This window comes from Caenispirillum bisanense, from assembly GCF_039523075.1.
GTDB classification, from domain to species: Bacteria; Pseudomonadota; Alphaproteobacteria; order Rhodospirillales; family Rhodospirillaceae; genus Caenispirillum; species Caenispirillum bisanense.
In genome coordinates this window covers 34,008-48,253 of the sequence record NZ_BAAAEP010000037.1, presented here as the reverse complement: position 1 = coordinate 48,253, position 14,246 = coordinate 34,008, and the positions used below count along the sequence as shown (strand labels likewise).

General features: G+C 71.6%; 11 protein-coding genes. All 11 read left to right on the top strand.

The window, feature by feature from the left end:
- Positions 1–624, top strand: a 624-nt coding sequence (gene ybgF / locus ABD056_RS15740) for a tol-pal system protein YbgF (RefSeq protein WP_343868142.1), incomplete at its 5' end; no start/stop codon positions are given.
- Positions 625–643: 19 nt separating this feature from the next.
- Positions 644–1,966, top strand: a complete 1,323-nt coding sequence (tilS, locus tag ABD056_RS15735) for a tRNA lysidine(34) synthetase TilS (RefSeq protein WP_343868140.1) — start codon at positions 644–646, stop codon at positions 1,964–1,966.
- A gap of 70 nt (positions 1,967–2,036) precedes the next feature.
- The gene (gene ftsH, locus ABD056_RS15730; RefSeq protein ID WP_343868138.1) at positions 2,037–3,971 is read left to right on the top strand and encodes an ATP-dependent zinc metalloprotease FtsH; all 1,935 of its coding nucleotides are present in this window, start codon (positions 2,037–2,039) and stop codon (positions 3,969–3,971) included.
- Positions 3,972–3,976: 5 nt separating this feature from the next.
- Entirely contained in the window at positions 3,977–5,158 is a 1,182-nt protein-coding gene (folP, locus tag ABD056_RS15725) for a dihydropteroate synthase (RefSeq protein WP_343868137.1), read from the top strand.
- 83 nt (positions 5,159–5,241) lie between these two features.
- Positions 5,242–6,615 carry a phosphoglucosamine mutase gene (gene glmM, locus ABD056_RS15720; RefSeq protein WP_343868135.1) on the top strand — a complete coding sequence of 458 codons (1,374 nt, stop codon included), beginning with the start codon at positions 5,242–5,244 and terminating at the stop codon, positions 6,613–6,615.
- Positions 6,615–7,424, top strand: a complete 810-nt coding sequence (thiD, locus tag ABD056_RS15715; protein ID WP_343868133.1) for a bifunctional hydroxymethylpyrimidine kinase/phosphomethylpyrimidine kinase — start codon at positions 6,615–6,617, stop codon at positions 7,422–7,424. The genes glmM and thiD overlap by 1 nt, the downstream gene beginning before the upstream one ends.
- 52 nt (positions 7,425–7,476) lie before the next feature.
- Positions 7,477–8,184, top strand: a complete 708-nt coding sequence (locus tag ABD056_RS15710; RefSeq protein WP_343868132.1) for an alanyl-tRNA editing protein — start codon at positions 7,477–7,479, stop codon at positions 8,182–8,184.
- Between the two features lie 140 nt (positions 8,185–8,324).
- Positions 8,325–10,166 (top strand): SLC13 family permease, encoded by a 1,842-nt coding sequence (locus ABD056_RS15705; protein WP_343868130.1) that lies wholly within the window; start codon positions 8,325–8,327, stop codon positions 10,164–10,166.
- A gap of 78 nt (positions 10,167–10,244) precedes the next feature.
- Positions 10,245–11,411 carry a phosphoserine transaminase gene (locus ABD056_RS15700; protein ID WP_343868128.1) on the top strand — a complete coding sequence of 389 codons (1,167 nt, stop codon included), beginning with the start codon at positions 10,245–10,247 and terminating at the stop codon, positions 11,409–11,411.
- 158 nt (positions 11,412–11,569) lie between these two features.
- Complete coding sequence (locus ABD056_RS15695; RefSeq protein ID WP_343868126.1) at positions 11,570–12,904, top strand: methyl-accepting chemotaxis protein; 1,335 nt, start codon at positions 11,570–11,572, stop codon at positions 12,902–12,904.
- 156 nt (positions 12,905–13,060) lie between these two features.
- The gene (locus tag ABD056_RS15690) at positions 13,061–14,218 is read left to right on the top strand and encodes an ATP phosphoribosyltransferase regulatory subunit (protein WP_343868124.1); all 1,158 of its coding nucleotides are present in this window, start codon (positions 13,061–13,063) and stop codon (positions 14,216–14,218) included.
- Positions 14,219–14,246 lie beyond the last annotated feature (28 nt).

Genomic DNA, 14,246 nt, shown 5'->3' with positions numbered 1-14,246 from the left:
GGCGCCGGCCAGGCCCGGGCTGCGGCGGCGGCGGCTCCGGCTCCGGCGGCTCCGGCCGGCGGCCAGGGCGGCGGCGGCGGCGCGGCGGCGCCGGGCAGCAACTCGGCGGCCGGTCCCGGCCTTGCCCCTGCCCAGGGCACCCTCGGCACCGTCGGCGGCGGCAGCGGCGGCGGCCAGGGTGGTGGCGTCGCGACGGCGGCGGCTCCGGCGGCCGGTCAGGCGCTGCCGGCCGGCTCGCCCGAAGACCAGTACAAGTTTGCCTTCGGCCTGCTGCGCCAGAACGACTACAACCGCGCCGCGTCGGCCTTCGATGCCTTCCTGAAGCAGCATCCGCAGCACGATCTGGCCGGCAACGCCCAGTACTGGCTGGGCGAGACCTATTACGTGCAGGGCTCCTACGACAAGGCGGCGGTCGCCTTCCTGGAGGGCTACCGCACTTATCCGAAGAACTCCAAGGCGCCGGACAACCTGCTGAAGCTCGGCCTCACCATGGCCAACCTGCAGAAGACCCGCGAAGCCTGCGCCGCCTTCGGCCGCATCGGCAGCGAGTATCCGCAGGCCCCCGACGCCATCAAGCGCCGGGCCCAGAGCGAATCCCAGCGCCTGTCCTGCGGCGCCCAGTGACCGCCCGGCGGCGGCGGTGATGACCGGCGACGGCGCCATCACGGCGGAGGCTTTCGCCGCCCTGATGGCGCCGTTCGCGCCCTTCGAGCCGGCACCGCGGCTGGCGGTGGCGGTCTCCGGTGGCGCCGACAGTCTGGCGCTGACCCTGCTGGCCGATGCCTGGGCGCGATCCCGGGGCGGCAGCGTCCTCGCCCTCACCGTCGACCATGGCCTGCGCCCGGAAAGCGCCGCCGAGGCGGCGGGCGTGGCGGCGCAGCTGACGGCGCGGGGCACCGCCCATGCCGTGCTGCCCTGGCAAGGCCCGAAGCCGGCCGCCGACATCCAGGCGGCGGCGCGCGAGGCGCGGTACCGCCTGCTGCGCGAGGCCTGCGCGGCGCGCGGCATTCTCCATCTGCTGACCGCCCATCACCGCGACGATCAGGCGGAAACCCTGCTGCTGCGCCTGGCGCGCGGCAGCGGCCTTTATGGCCTCTCCGGCATGGCGGCGGAAAGCTACCTGCCCGAAGTGCGGCTGCTGCGGCCGTTGCTGCCGGTGCCGAAGGCGACCCTGGTCGCCACCTGCCGCGCCGCCGGCCTCGGGTGGGTGGACGATCCCGGCAACAGCGGCGACCGCCATGCCCGCTCCCGCCTGCGCAGCCTGCTGCCGCTGCTGGCGGCGGAGGGGCTGGCGGCGGAGCGGCTGGCCGCCCCCGCCGGCCGCCTCGGCCGGGCACGGGCGGCGCAGGAGGCGGCGGCGGCGGCGCTGCTGGCCGGCGCGGTGGAGCTTCACCCCCTCGGCTTCGCCTGGATCGACCCGGCAGCGGTGGCGGCAGCGGTGGAGGAAACCGGGCTGCGGGCGCTGGCCGGGGTGCTGGCCTGCATCGGCGGCAGCGGCCATCCGCCGCGCCTCGAGTCGCTGGAGCGCGCCTTCGGGCGCCTCGGCTCCGACGAGCTGACGGTGGCCGGCTGCCGCATCGTGCGCCGCGCCGGCCGCTGGCTGGTCTGCCGCGAGGCGGGACGGGCGGCGCCGCCGGTCGGGCTGGCGGCGGGGGAGTGGGACGGCCGCTGGCGGTGGTCGCCGGGAACGGCGGAGGCGGACGGCATCCGCCTGGGGGCAGTGGGGCAGGCGGGCCTCGCCGCCGTTGCGCGGGAGGCGCGGCAGGGGCTGCCCGCGGTGGTGGTGGAGGCTTTGCCGGCGCTGTGGCGGCAGGGGGCGCTCCTTGCCGTGCCGCCGCTTGGCGTGGGGGGTGAGGCATCTTCCGCATCATGTCCGAGCCTGAGGTTTGCCCCGCGCGTTGCCATGACGTATCTTGGCGGCGGCAGCTTGCGCGGCTTGCGCCATCACCTATGTATGCAGGTGTGAGATTGACCGTGCGGCGGCTCGCGTTTCGGGTGAATCGGCGGCCGCGCGTCTTGAGTGGAAGGGTCTGGACTTGAACTTCAGCAAAAACGTTCTTCTGTGGGTGATCATCGCCGTCCTGCTGGTGGCGCTGTTCAACCTGTTTCAGACGTCTTCCCCGCGCGGCACGCAGGCGCCCGTGGCGTATTCCGACTTCATGGACTACGTCGAACGCAACGAGGTGCGCGACGTCACCATCCAGGGCAACCAGCTCAGCGGCCATTACCAGGATGGGCGGCAGTTCTCCACCTACGTTCCGCCGCAGACCGGCGATCTGGTCTCGACCATGCGGGAACACGGCGTGCGCGTGAACGCCATGCCGTCGGAAGACAACGTGCCGACCTTCTGGGGCATCCTCATCAGCTGGTTCCCCATGCTGCTGCTGATCGCCGTGTGGATCTTCTTCATGCGGCAGATGCAGGGCGGCGGCGGCAAGGCCATGGGCTTCGGCAAGTCCAAGGCGAAGCTGCTGACGGAAAAGTCGGGCCGCGTCACCTTCGACGACGTCGCCGGCATCGACGAAGCCAAGCAGGAGCTTGAGGAAATCGTCGAATACCTGCGCGACCCGCAGAAGTTCCAGCGCCTGGGCGGCAAGATTCCGAAGGGCGTGCTGCTGGTCGGCCCGCCGGGCACCGGCAAGACCCTGCTGGCGCGGTCCATCGCCGGCGAAGCCAACGTGCCGTTCTTCACCATCTCGGGCTCCGACTTCGTCGAGATGTTCGTGGGCGTCGGCGCCAGCCGCGTGCGCGACATGTTCGAGCAGGGCAAGAAGAACGCCCCCTGCATCATCTTCATCGACGAAATCGACGCCGTCGGCCGCCACCGTGGCGCCGGCCTGGGCGGCGGCAACGACGAGCGCGAGCAGACCCTGAACCAGCTGCTGGTGGAGATGGACGGCTTCGAAGCCAACGAGGGCGTCATCCTCATCGCTGCCACCAACCGTCCGGACGTGCTGGACCCGGCGCTGCTGCGTCCCGGCCGCTTCGACCGTCAGGTGGTGGTGCCGAACCCGGACGTGCTCGGCCGCGAGAAGATCCTCAAGGTCCACACCCGCAAGACCCCGCTGGCGCCCGACGTGGACATCCGCATCATCGCCCGCGGCACCCCCGGCTTCTCCGGCGCCGACCTCGCCAACCTGGTGAACGAGGCCGCCCTGATGGCCGCCCGCAAGGGCAAGCGCGTGGTGACCCAGAGCGACTTCGAAGAGGCCAAGGACAAGGTCATCATGGGCGCCGAGCGCCGCTCCATGGTCATGACCGAGGACGAGAAGCGCCTGACCGCCTACCACGAGGGCGGCCACGCCCTGGTGACCCTGAACTGCCCCGAGTACGACCCCATCCACAAGGCCACCATCATCCCGCGCGGCCGTGCGCTGGGCCTGGTGCAGAGCCTGCCGGAGCGGGACCGCATGTCGCACTCGCGCGAGTACCTGGAAGCCTTCCTGGCCATCGCCATGGGCGGCCGCATCGCGGAAGAAGTGGTGTTCGGCAAGGAGAAGGTCACCACCGGCGCCTCGCAGGACATCAAGATGGCCACCGACCGCGCCCGCCGCATGGTCACCGAGTGGGGCTTCTCGGAGAAGCTCGGCCCGCTGGCCTATGGCGAGCCGGAGGGTGAGGTGTTCCTCGGCCATTCCGTCACCACGCACAAGAACATGTCCGAATCGACCGCCCAGATGGTCGACCAGGAGGTGCGCCGCATCGTCGACTCCGGCTACCAGCGCGCCCACACCATCATCACCGAACAGCGGGACAAGCTGGAAGCCATCGCCCAGGCCCTGCTGGAGTACGAGACCCTGAGCGGCGAGGAACTGCGCACCATCTTCTCCGGCGGCACCATCCGCCGCGACGAGGACGTGGGCGGCAGCGCCCCGCAGCCGGCCGCCGGCCGTCGGTCCTCGGTGCCGGTCGCCGGCAAGGACGTCGGCGGCGCCATGGGCCCCGGCCCGGAACCCCAGCCGGGAACCTGATGCCGGTGCAGGGCTCCGTTACCAACCGCCTTGAGGAAAGCCCCGCCCTGCCGCGGGGCTTTTCCCTTTCGCCGTCCGGTCCCGCAGACGACGGCGCGGCCGATATAGGCCGCCGCCTCTACCTCGCCCCCGCCGGGCTGGTCACCGGCAACCGCGCCCGCGCCCTGGTCGCCGCCGGGCGCGGCCGGCCGCTGGCCGGGCGGGCGGAGCTGGCCTTCGGGCTGGTGGCGGTGCTGCTGCGCCGGCCGCAGGGCGGCGCCACCGTCACCCTGTGCGACGAGCCGACCCTGACCGCCTGGGCTGCCGAGGCGGGACCGGATGTGGCGGCCCATGTGGCCGCCGGGCTGGAACGCCTGTCGGCGCCGCGTCCGCCCTTCGCCGGGCTGGCCATGGACCGGCCGCACGTCATGGGCATCCTCAACGTCACGCCCGACAGCTTCTCCGACGGCGGCGACCGCTTCGCTGCCGACACCGCCATCGCCGACGGCCTCGCCATGCTGGAGGCGGGGGCGACGCTCCTCGACGTCGGCGGCGAGTCCACCCGCCCCGGCTCGCAGCCGGTGCCGCCGGACGAGGAAATCCGCCGCGTGGTGCCGGTGGTGCGGGCGCTGGCGGAGCGCGGCGCCTGCGTTTCCATCGACACCCGCAATGCCGCCACCATGGCGGCGGCGGTGGCGGCCGGGGCGCGCATCGTCAACGACGTGACGGCGCTCACCTGGGATGCGGAGGCGCTGGCGACGGTGGCGCGGCTGCGGGTGCCGGTGGTGCTCATGCACATCCGCGGCGAGCCGCAGACCATGCAGCAGAACCCGGTCTACGATGTGGCGCCGCTGGACGTGTTCGACTGGCTGGGCGCGCGGGCGGCGGCGGCGCTGGCGGCGGGGGTGGCAGCGGCCGACATCTGCCTCGACCCCGGCATCGGCTTCGGCAAGACGCTGGAGCACAACCTGGACATCCTGGCGTGGGCCGGCGTGCTGCACGGCCACGGGCTGCCGCTGCTGCTCGGCCTGTCGCGCAAGACCTTCATCGCCCGCCTGAGCCGCGACGAGCCGCCGAAGCAGCGGCTGGCCGGCACCATCGCCGCCGACCAGACCGGCCTTGCCAACGGCTTCCAGATCGTGCGCGTCCACGACGTGGCGGAAGCGCGTCAGGCATGCGCCGTATGGCGGGGGGTCGCCTGCGCCTGACGGCGGGTTGCAAACAGCCGACGTTTGGCGGTAATTCTAGCGCCACTCGGTCGGAGACGATCCACAGGAAACGGAACCCCTTCATGGCCTCCAAGCTGTTCGGCACGGACGGCGTCCGCGGCACCGCGAACGCCTATCCCATGACCGCCGACGTGGCGCTGAAGATCGGCATGGCCGCCGGCGCCCACTTCACCAACGGCGACCATCGCCACACCGTGGTGATCGGCAAGGACACCCGCCTGTCGGGCTACCTGCTGGAACCGGCGCTGACCGCCGGCTTCATTTCGGTCGGCATGGACGTGATCCTGGTCGGCCCCATGCCGACGCCGGCCGTCGCCATGCTCACCCGCTCGCTGCGGGCCGACCTGGGCGTGGTCATCTCGGCCTCCCACAATCCGTTCGAGGACAACGGCATCAAGCTGTTCGGGCCGGACGGCTTCAAGCTGTCGGACGCCACGGAAGAGACCATCGAGCATCTGGTCCACAACGGCCTGGATGCCCTGCGCGTCGGGCCGGAACGGCTCGGCCGCGCGCGGCGCATGGAAGACGCCTCCGGCCGCTACATCGAGTACGTGAAGGGCGTGCTGCCGCGCGACCGCCGCTTCGACGGCCTCAAGGTGGTGGTCGACTGCGCCAACGGGGCCGCCTACAAGGTGGCGCCGCAGGTGCTGTGGGAACTGGGGGCGGAGGTCATCGCCATCGGCGTCGAGCCCAACGGCACCAACATCAACAAGGGTTGCGGCTCGCTCTACCCGGAACGGATGCAGCAGGCGGTGGTCAGCCACGGCGCCGACATCGGCATCGCGCTCGACGGTGACGCCGACCGCATCCAGGTCTGCGACGAGACCGGCCGGATGATCGACGGCGACCAGCTCATGGGCCTCATCGCCATGGCCTGGAAGCGCGAGGGCAAGCTGCAGGGTGATGCCCTGGTGGCGACGGTGATGTCCAACCTCGGTCTTGAACGCTATGTCGAGCGCTGCGGCCTGCAGATGGTGCGCACCAAGGTGGGCGACCGCTATGTGGTGGAGGCCATGCGCGAAGGCGGCTTCAACCTGGGCGGCGAGCAGTCGGGCCACATCGTGCTCGGCGGTCAGGCCACCACCGGCGACGGCCTGATGGCGGGGCTGGAGGTGCTGTCGGAACTGGTGCGCTGCGGCCGGCCGGCCAGCAGCCTGCTGCATGTGTTCGACACCGTACCGCAGCTTCTGAAGAACGTCCGCATGGCCGACCGCGAGGCGGCTGCCGCCGCCATGGGCTCGGCGGCGGTGCAGGATGCGGTGACGGCGGCCGAACGCCGCCTGGCCGCCGCCGGCGGTCGCCTGCTGCTGCGCCAGTCGGGCACCGAACCCCTGGTGCGGGTGATGGCCGAAGGCGATGACGCGGGACTGGTTTCCGAGATCGTCAACGGGCTATGCTCCACCATCGAACGGGAGGCCGCGAAGGAGGCAGCGTGATGCAGGGCAGGGTGCTTATCGTCGCCGGCAGCGACTCGGGCGGCGGCGCGGGCATTCAGGCCGACATCAAGGCGGTGACCTGCCTGCGCGCCTTCGCCATGACGGCGATCACCGCCCTGACGGCGCAGAACACCTGCGGCGTCCACGGCGTCCATCCGGTGCCGCTGCCGTTCATCCGCCAGCAGATCCAGGTGGTGATGCAGGACATCGGCGCCGACTGCATCAAGACCGGCATGCTGGGCGACGCCCCGACCATCGAGACGGTGGCCCAGGCGCTGGAGGAATTCGCCCCCGGCGTGCCGGTGGTGGTCGATCCGGTGATGGTGGCCAAGGGCGGCCATCCGCTGCTGGCGCAGGAAGCGGTGACGGCGCTGAAGGGCCGGCTGGTGCGCGGCGCCGCCCTCATCACCCCCAACCTGCCGGAGGCGGAGGCGCTGCTCGGCCGTCCCATCCGCACCCTGGCGGACATGGAGGCGGCGGCCGACGACCTGCTCGGCCTCGGCGCCGGCGCCGTGCTGCTGAAGGGCGGCCATCTGGCGGCGGACGAGCGGCTGATGGACCTGCTCATCACCGCCGACGGCATCACCCGGTTCGAAAGCGGCCGCGTCGATACCACCTCCACCCATGGCACCGGCTGCACGCTCGCTTCCGCCGTGGCCGCCGGCGTCGCCCAGGGGCTCGATCTGGTGGCGGCGGTGAGCCGGGCGCGGGACTACGTGCAGGGCGCCATCCACTCCGCCCCCGGCTTCGGCAACGGTCACGGCCCGCTGAACCACGCCCACACGGTACGGCCGTTCGAGCGGCTGTGACCCCGCCGGCGCCGTGCCGCCTCGTTCCCCTCCCGCCGCGCAAGGACCAGCCATGGCCGACGAACTCTTCCGCGACGACGCCTACCTGAAGGACTGCGAGGCCACCGTCACCGACGTGGCGGCCGGCGCCGTGGTGCTCGACCGCACGGTGTTCTACCCCACCGGCGGCGGCCAGCCCGGCGACTGCGGCGTGCTGCGCCTGGGCGAGGGGGCGGAGGTGCGCATCGCCGACACCGTGAAGGACAAGGACAGCGGCGAGATCCTGCACGTCCTGGCCGACGGCGAGACGCCGCCGCCGGTCGGCAGCCGCGTCACCGCCATCATCGACTGGGACCGCCGCCACCGTCACATGCGCATGCACACCTGCCTGCATCTGCTGTGTTCGCTGGTGCCGGGCGCGGTGACCGGCGGCAGCGTCGGCGACGGCAAGGGGCGGCTGGACTTCGACCTGGAGGAAAGCCCGGACAAGGACGACCTCACCCGCCGGCTCAACGACCTCATCGCCGCCGACACGCCGGTGACCCACCGCTGGATCAGCGACGAGGATCTGGCCGCCAACCCTGAAATGGTGCGCACCATGTCGGTGAAGCCGCCGAGCGGCAGCGGCCGGGTGCGGGTGATCGACGTCGACGGGGTGGACCTGCAGCCCTGCGGCGGCACCCACGTCGCCCGCACCGGCGAGATCGGCCCGGTGGAGGTGACGAAGATCGAGAAGAAGGGCCGCCTCAACCGCCGCATCAATCTGGTCCTGCGGGGCTGATCGCCGGCGCGGCGGCGGCATCAACTTCTTCAGACGCACGAGAACCGGCGGGCGGCGCCCGGCATTGATGCCGGTGCGGCCCATCGCGGCGGACAGCGGTCCGGCCGGGCGGGGTGCGCCTGCAGTCGTGTGGAGGCCCTGTGGATCTCGCTGCCCATGCCCCGGCCCTGTTCGTTTTCGCCGTCGTCGTCGTCATCTTCATCGGCTTCATCCGGGAGTGGACGTCGGCCGACATCCTGGCCATGACCGGCGCCGGGGTGCTGATGGTCGCCGGGCTGTTCTTCCCCGAACGGCTCATCACCCCCGACGAGATGTTCCAGGTCTTCAGCAACTCCGGCCCCATCACGGTCGGCGCCATGTTCGTCCTCAGCGCCGCCATGCAGCGCACCGGGGTCATCGCCCAGCTGGCGGCGCTGGTCACGGCGCTGGCGCGGCGGTCGAAGGTGCTGGCGGTGCCGGTGCTGCTGGTGGGGGTGATGGGGGTGTCGGCCTTCGTCAACAACACGCCGGTGGTGGTGGTGCTGACGCCGGTGGTGATCGCCCTGGCGCGGTCCATCGGCCGGGCGCCGTCGCAGCTGCTGATGCCGCTGTCCTACGCCGCCATCATGGGCGGCATGTGCACGCTGATCGGCACCTCCACCAACCTGCTGGTGGCGGCGACGGCGGAGCGGCGGGGCATGGAGGCCTTCCACATCTTCGAAATCTCGCTGCCGGGCATGGTGATGGGGGCGGCCGGAGTGCTCTACATGATGCTCATCGGCCGCCGCCTGCTGCCCGACCGGCCCGCCTTCGGCGACCTGCTGGACACCCGCGCCGGCCGCCGCTTCATCACCGAGCTGCTGATCCTGCGGTCGTCGGAACTGGCGGGCAAGCCGCTGGAGGCGATCATGGGCCCGGATACGGAAATCGTCGACCTGATCCGCAACGGCGTGCCCGTCCGCCCCGCCGACAAGGAGACGGAGCTGAAGCCGGGCGACCGCATCATCGTGCTGACCACGGCGGCGGAGGCGGTGGGCCTGCGTCAGTCGGCGTCGGAGCGTGACGAGGACGACCAGCCGGCCGAACGCCCCAACGCCACCGAACGCGCCCGCATCGCCATGAGCGGGCTGGAAACCGTGCGGCAGCAGGAAACCACCATCCGCGAGGGCATCGTCGGCCCCAACTCGCGCATCTCCGGCCGGCTGGTGGGGTCGCTCAACCTGCGGCGGCTGTTTGACGTGCGCATCCTGGCGGTGCATCGCCACGGCGGCGACATCCTCAGCAACTTCGACCGCCTGCGGCTGGAAACCGGCGACACCCTGCTGCTGGAAGGGCCGCCGGAAGGGCTGAAGCGGCTGTTCGACGCCCGCGACCTGGTGAACCTGAGCGAACCCGAACTGCGCCGCCGGCGGACGGAGCGGGCGCCCATCGCCGTGCTGGCCATTGCCGCCGTGGTGCTGCTGGCGGCCTTCAACGTCATGCCGATCCACGCTGCCGCCCTGCTCGGCGCGGTGGTGGTGGTGGTCACCGGCTGCGTGTCGGCGGAAGAAGCCTATGAAGCCATCGACTGGCGCATCCTGTTCCTCATCTTCGGCATGCTGGCGGTCGGCCTCGCCATGGAAAAGAGCCAGGCGGTGACGCTGCTGGTGGGCGGCATCACCGACATCGCCGGCCGCTTCGGCCCCATCGCGGTGCTGGCGGCGCTGTACGTGATCGGCAGCGTGCTGACGGAGGTGGTGACCAACAACGCCGTCGCCATCGTGCTGACGCCGGTCGCCATCGCCCTGGCGCAGCAGATGGGCGTCGACCCGCGGCCCTTCGTCATCGCCGTCATGTTCGCCGGCAGCGCCAGCTTCGCGACGCCCCTCGGCTACCAGACCAACACCTTCGTTTACGGCGCCGGCAACTACCGCTTTTCCGACTTCGTGCGCGTCGGCCTGCCGCTGAACGTGCTGATGGGGGTGCTGGCGGTGGCCCTGATTCCGCTGTTCTGGCCGTTCTGACCGGCGGCAAGTGGCTCCGTTGACGGCGGCGGGCGGTGCTGCCTAAAGTGCGGCCCCACCCTTGTGGAGCACCGCACCATGACCCTGCCGCCGAAGCCCGCCGTCCGTCCCGCCAATCCGCACTTCTCGTCGGGCCCCTGCGCCAAGCGTCCGGGCTGGTCCGTGGCGGTGCTGGAGGGCGCCCTGCTCGGCCGCTCTCACCGCGCCAAGGAAGGCAAGGCGCGGCTGGAGGAGGTGATCGACCGCACCCGCGCCGTGCTCGGCATCCCGGCCGACTGGCGCATCGGCATCGTGCCGGCGTCGGACACCGGCGCCGTCGAGATGGCGCTGTGGAACCTGCTCGGCCAGCGCGGCATCGACATGCCGGCGTGGGAAAGCTTCGGCCTGGAGTGGGTCAACGACGTGCTGAAGCAGCTGAAGCTGCCCGACGTGCGGGTGCTGAAGGCCGATTACGGCCGCCTGCCGGACCTCTACCAGGTCGACAGCGACCGCGACGTGGTGTTCACCTGGAACGGCACCACCTCGGGCGTGCGGGTGCCGGAGGCAGGCTGGATCGCCGACGACCGCAAGGGCCTGACCCTGTGCGATGCCACCTCCGCCGCCTTCGCCATGGACCTGCCGTGGCACAAGCTGGACGTGGTGACGTGGTCCTGGCAGAAGGTGCTGGGCGGCGAGGCGCAGCACGGCATGCTGGTGCTGAGCCCGCGGGCGGTGGAGCGGCTGGAAAGCTTCGACCCCGGCCGCCCGCTGCCGAAGATCTTCCGCCTGACCAAGGGCGGCAAGCTGATCGAAGGCATCTTCACCGGCGAGACCATCAACACCCCCTCCATGCTGTGCGTCGAGGACGCGCTCGACGGCCTCAAGTGGGCGGAGGAGATCGGCGGCCTGCCGGCGCTCATCGCCCGCTCGGAAGCCAACCTGAAGGCGGTGGCCGACTGGGTGGAGCGCACCGACTGGATGGAATTCCTGGCCGTCGACCCTGAAATCCGCTCCTGCACCGCCATCTGCCTGCGCATCTGCGCCCCCTGGTTCAAGGCCCTGGACGATGCCGCCCAGGCCAAGGTCGCCAAGGCGCTGGCGGCGCTGCTGGAGGCGGAGGGCGTTGCCTACGACATCGGCAGCTATCGCGATGCGCCGGCCGGCCTGCGCATCTGGGGCGGCGCGACGGTGGAGACGGCGGACATCGAGGCGCTGCTGCCGTGGGTCGAATGGGCCTATGCCCAGGTGGCCGCGCAGCACGCCTGACGGCGGCGGCAGAGCGACACCCTCCTGGCGTGTTGCAGTGCAAAAGAGGGCCTGCAAGGGCCCTCTTTTTGTACTAGTATTCGCGCCGCGTGCCGTCGGATCGTGGGGGTCAGGCGCCGCGCCGGGCGCCGTCGGCGCCGGTACTGTGGGGAGTGCTCATGACTCTGTCCATGACCGTTGAGGGCCCTGCCGTCGCCATGACGGCGGAGGACGTGATCGACCTGCTCATCGCCGGCCGCTATCTGGCGGTGCCGGAGGGCGGCGACGCCGTCGGGCGCAAGCTGAAGCAACTGGCCGACCTGCTGCACGCGCGGTCGGTCACCGAGCTGAAGCGGGTGGTCGACATCTCCATCACCTGCAGCGAGGCGGTGGTGGCGACGGCCGAAATGACGCGCGACGTGCGGGATGTGGAAAACCGCACCCACGCCATCGCCTCCGCCGCCGAGGAAATGGTGGCGAGCGTCGGCGAGATCGCCCGCTCCACCGATGCCGTTGCCGAGGACGCCAGCCAGGCCCACGGCGCCGCCGCCAGCGCCGCCCAGACCTCGCGTCGGGCCATCGACTCCATGGAAGCCATCGAACGCGCCGTCCAGGACGCCGCCGCCAAGGCCGAAGGGCTGGCGGAAGCGTCCGACCGCATCGGCGAGATCACCCTGCAGATCGAGGCCATCGCCAAGCAGACCAACCTGCTCGCCCTCAATGCCACCATCGAGGCGGCGCGGGCCGGCGAGGCGGGCAAGGGCTTCGCCGTGGTGGCCGGCGAAGTGAAGAACCTCGCCACCCAGACGGCACGGGCGACGGAAGACATCCGCAGCCGCATCGGCGCCCTGCGCCAGGACATGGCGACCATCGTCGACGCCATGCAGGCCGGGGCCGAGGCGGTGGCGCGCGGGCGGGAAATCATCACCCACACCGGCGACGGCATCGGCGACGTGCTGCGCCGCATCGACAGCGTGTCGGAACGCATGGGCGATGTGGCGGAAATCCTCAGCCAGCAGAACATCGCCTCGCGCGAGGTGGCGGACGGCATCGCCGGCATCGCCGCCACCGCCACCACCAACGTCACCAGCATCAACCGGGTGCTCGATGTCATGGACGGCGTGGAGGGCCACGTCACCGCCGGCATCGCCGACCTGCAGAGGCTGGAAATCGCCGACTTCACCGCCCACGTCGCCAAGTCCGACCACGTGATCTGGAAGAAGCGGCTGGCGCAGATGGTGGTCGGGCGCACCACCCTCAACCCGCGCGAACTGGCCGACCACCACACCTGCCGCCTGGGCAAGTGGTACGACAGCCAGACCGACGGCCGCATCACCGGCAACGACGCCTTCCGCCGCCTCGCCATGCCCCATGCCGAGGTGCACCGCCACGGCATCCGCGCCGCCGAGCTGTTCCAGGACGGCAACCTGGACGGCGCCATCGCCGAGATCGAGAAGGTGCAGGATGCCTCGCACGAGGTGCTGCGGCTGCTCGACGGCGTCCTCGCGCGGTAGGCCTGCGGGTGCCGCCGCAGGCCGCGGCGTCGCCCGATTTCCCGTTGCCCCGGCAGGGTAAACGCGGTACACAGCGGAACGCCGGAGCCGCACGCGCGGCCCGGCGGTTCGTTTTTCTCGGGCCGGCCGCAACCGACCACAGGACGACATCGCGCGATGACCGATACCGACACCAAGGCCCTGCTGCCCGCGGGTCTGCGTGACCTTCTGCCGCCCGCAGCCGCCTTCGAGGCCTCGGTGGTGGAGACGCTGGTGTCGCATTTCGGCGCCTTCGGCTACGACCGCGTCAAGCCGCCGCTGATCGAGTTCGAGGAAAGCCTGCTCGCCGGCACCGGCGCCGCCACCGCCATGCAGACCTTCCGGGTGATGGACCCGGTGTCGCAGCGCATGCTGGGCGTGCGCGCCGACATCACCGTCCAGATCGCCCGCATCGCCACCACCCGCCTGAAGAAGGAGCCGCGGCCGCTGCGGCTGTCCTACGCCGGGCAGGTGCTGCGCGTCAAAGGCAGCCAGCTGCGGCCGGAACGCCAGTTCAGCCAGGCCGGCATCGAGCTGATCGGCGTCGACACCCCGGCCGCCGATGCCGAAGCCATCGTGCTGATAGCCACCGCGCTGAAGGCGGCGGGGGTGGAGCATCTGTCGGTCGATCTCAACCTGCCGACCCTGGTGCCGGCGGTGTGCGACGACCTTGGCCTGACCGCCGAGGCGCGGGCCGAAGCCCGCCGCGCGCTGGACCAGAAGGACGCCGCCGCCGTCGCCGCCCTGGGTGGCCGTGCCGCCGACCTGCTGGGCGCCCTGCTGAAGGCCGCCGGCACCGCCGACCGCGCCATGGCGGCGCTGCAGGCGGTCGCCCTGCCGGCCGCCGCCGCCGCCGAGCGCGACCGGCTGGCGCAGGTGCTCGATCTGGTGCGGGCGGACCTGCCGGACCTGACGCTGACCGTTGATCCGGTGGAGAACCGCGGCTTCGAGTACCACACCGGCGTCAGCTTCTCGATCTTCGCCAAGGGCGCCCGCGGCGAGCTGGGCCGCGGTGGCCGCTACATGGCGGGCCTCGGCAACGGCCATGGGTTCGAGCCGGCGGTGGGCGGCACGCTGTTCCTCGACGTTGTGCTGTCGGTGGTGCCGCGCCCGCAGGCGCGCCGCCGCGTCTATGTGCCGGCCGGCGCCGTGCTGGCGGAGCGCGCCGCGCTCGCCGATGCCGGCTGGGTGGTGGTGGCCGGCCTGCAGCCGGTGACGGATGTGCGCGCCGAAGCGGCGCGGATGCGGTGCGGCCACGTGTGGGTCGCCGGTTCGGTACAGGAAATCGCGTCCTGACGCGCACGCGGCGCGGCAGGCAAACCCC

What these genes read in the sequence shown, in the direction of transcription:
- ABD056_RS15700 (WP_343868128.1), top strand. Translation starts at nt 10,245, where the DNA reads ATGACCCTGCCGCCGAAGCCCGCCGTCCGTCCCGCCAATCCGCACTTC.
- glmM (WP_343868135.1), top strand. Translation starts at nt 5,242, where the DNA reads ATGGCCTCCAAGCTGTTCGGCACGGACGGCGTCCGCGGCACCGCGAAC.
- tilS (WP_343868140.1), top strand. Translation starts at nt 644, where the DNA reads ATGACCGGCGACGGCGCCATCACGGCGGAGGCTTTCGCCGCCCTGATG.
- ABD056_RS15695 (WP_343868126.1), top strand. Translation starts at nt 11,570, where the DNA reads ATGACTCTGTCCATGACCGTTGAGGGCCCTGCCGTCGCCATGACGGCG.
- thiD (WP_343868133.1), top strand. Translation starts at nt 6,615, where the DNA reads ATGCAGGGCAGGGTGCTTATCGTCGCCGGCAGCGACTCGGGCGGCGGC.
- ABD056_RS15690 (WP_343868124.1), top strand. Translation starts at nt 13,061, where the DNA reads ATGACCGATACCGACACCAAGGCCCTGCTGCCCGCGGGTCTGCGTGAC.
- ABD056_RS15710 (WP_343868132.1), top strand. Translation starts at nt 7,477, where the DNA reads ATGGCCGACGAACTCTTCCGCGACGACGCCTACCTGAAGGACTGCGAG.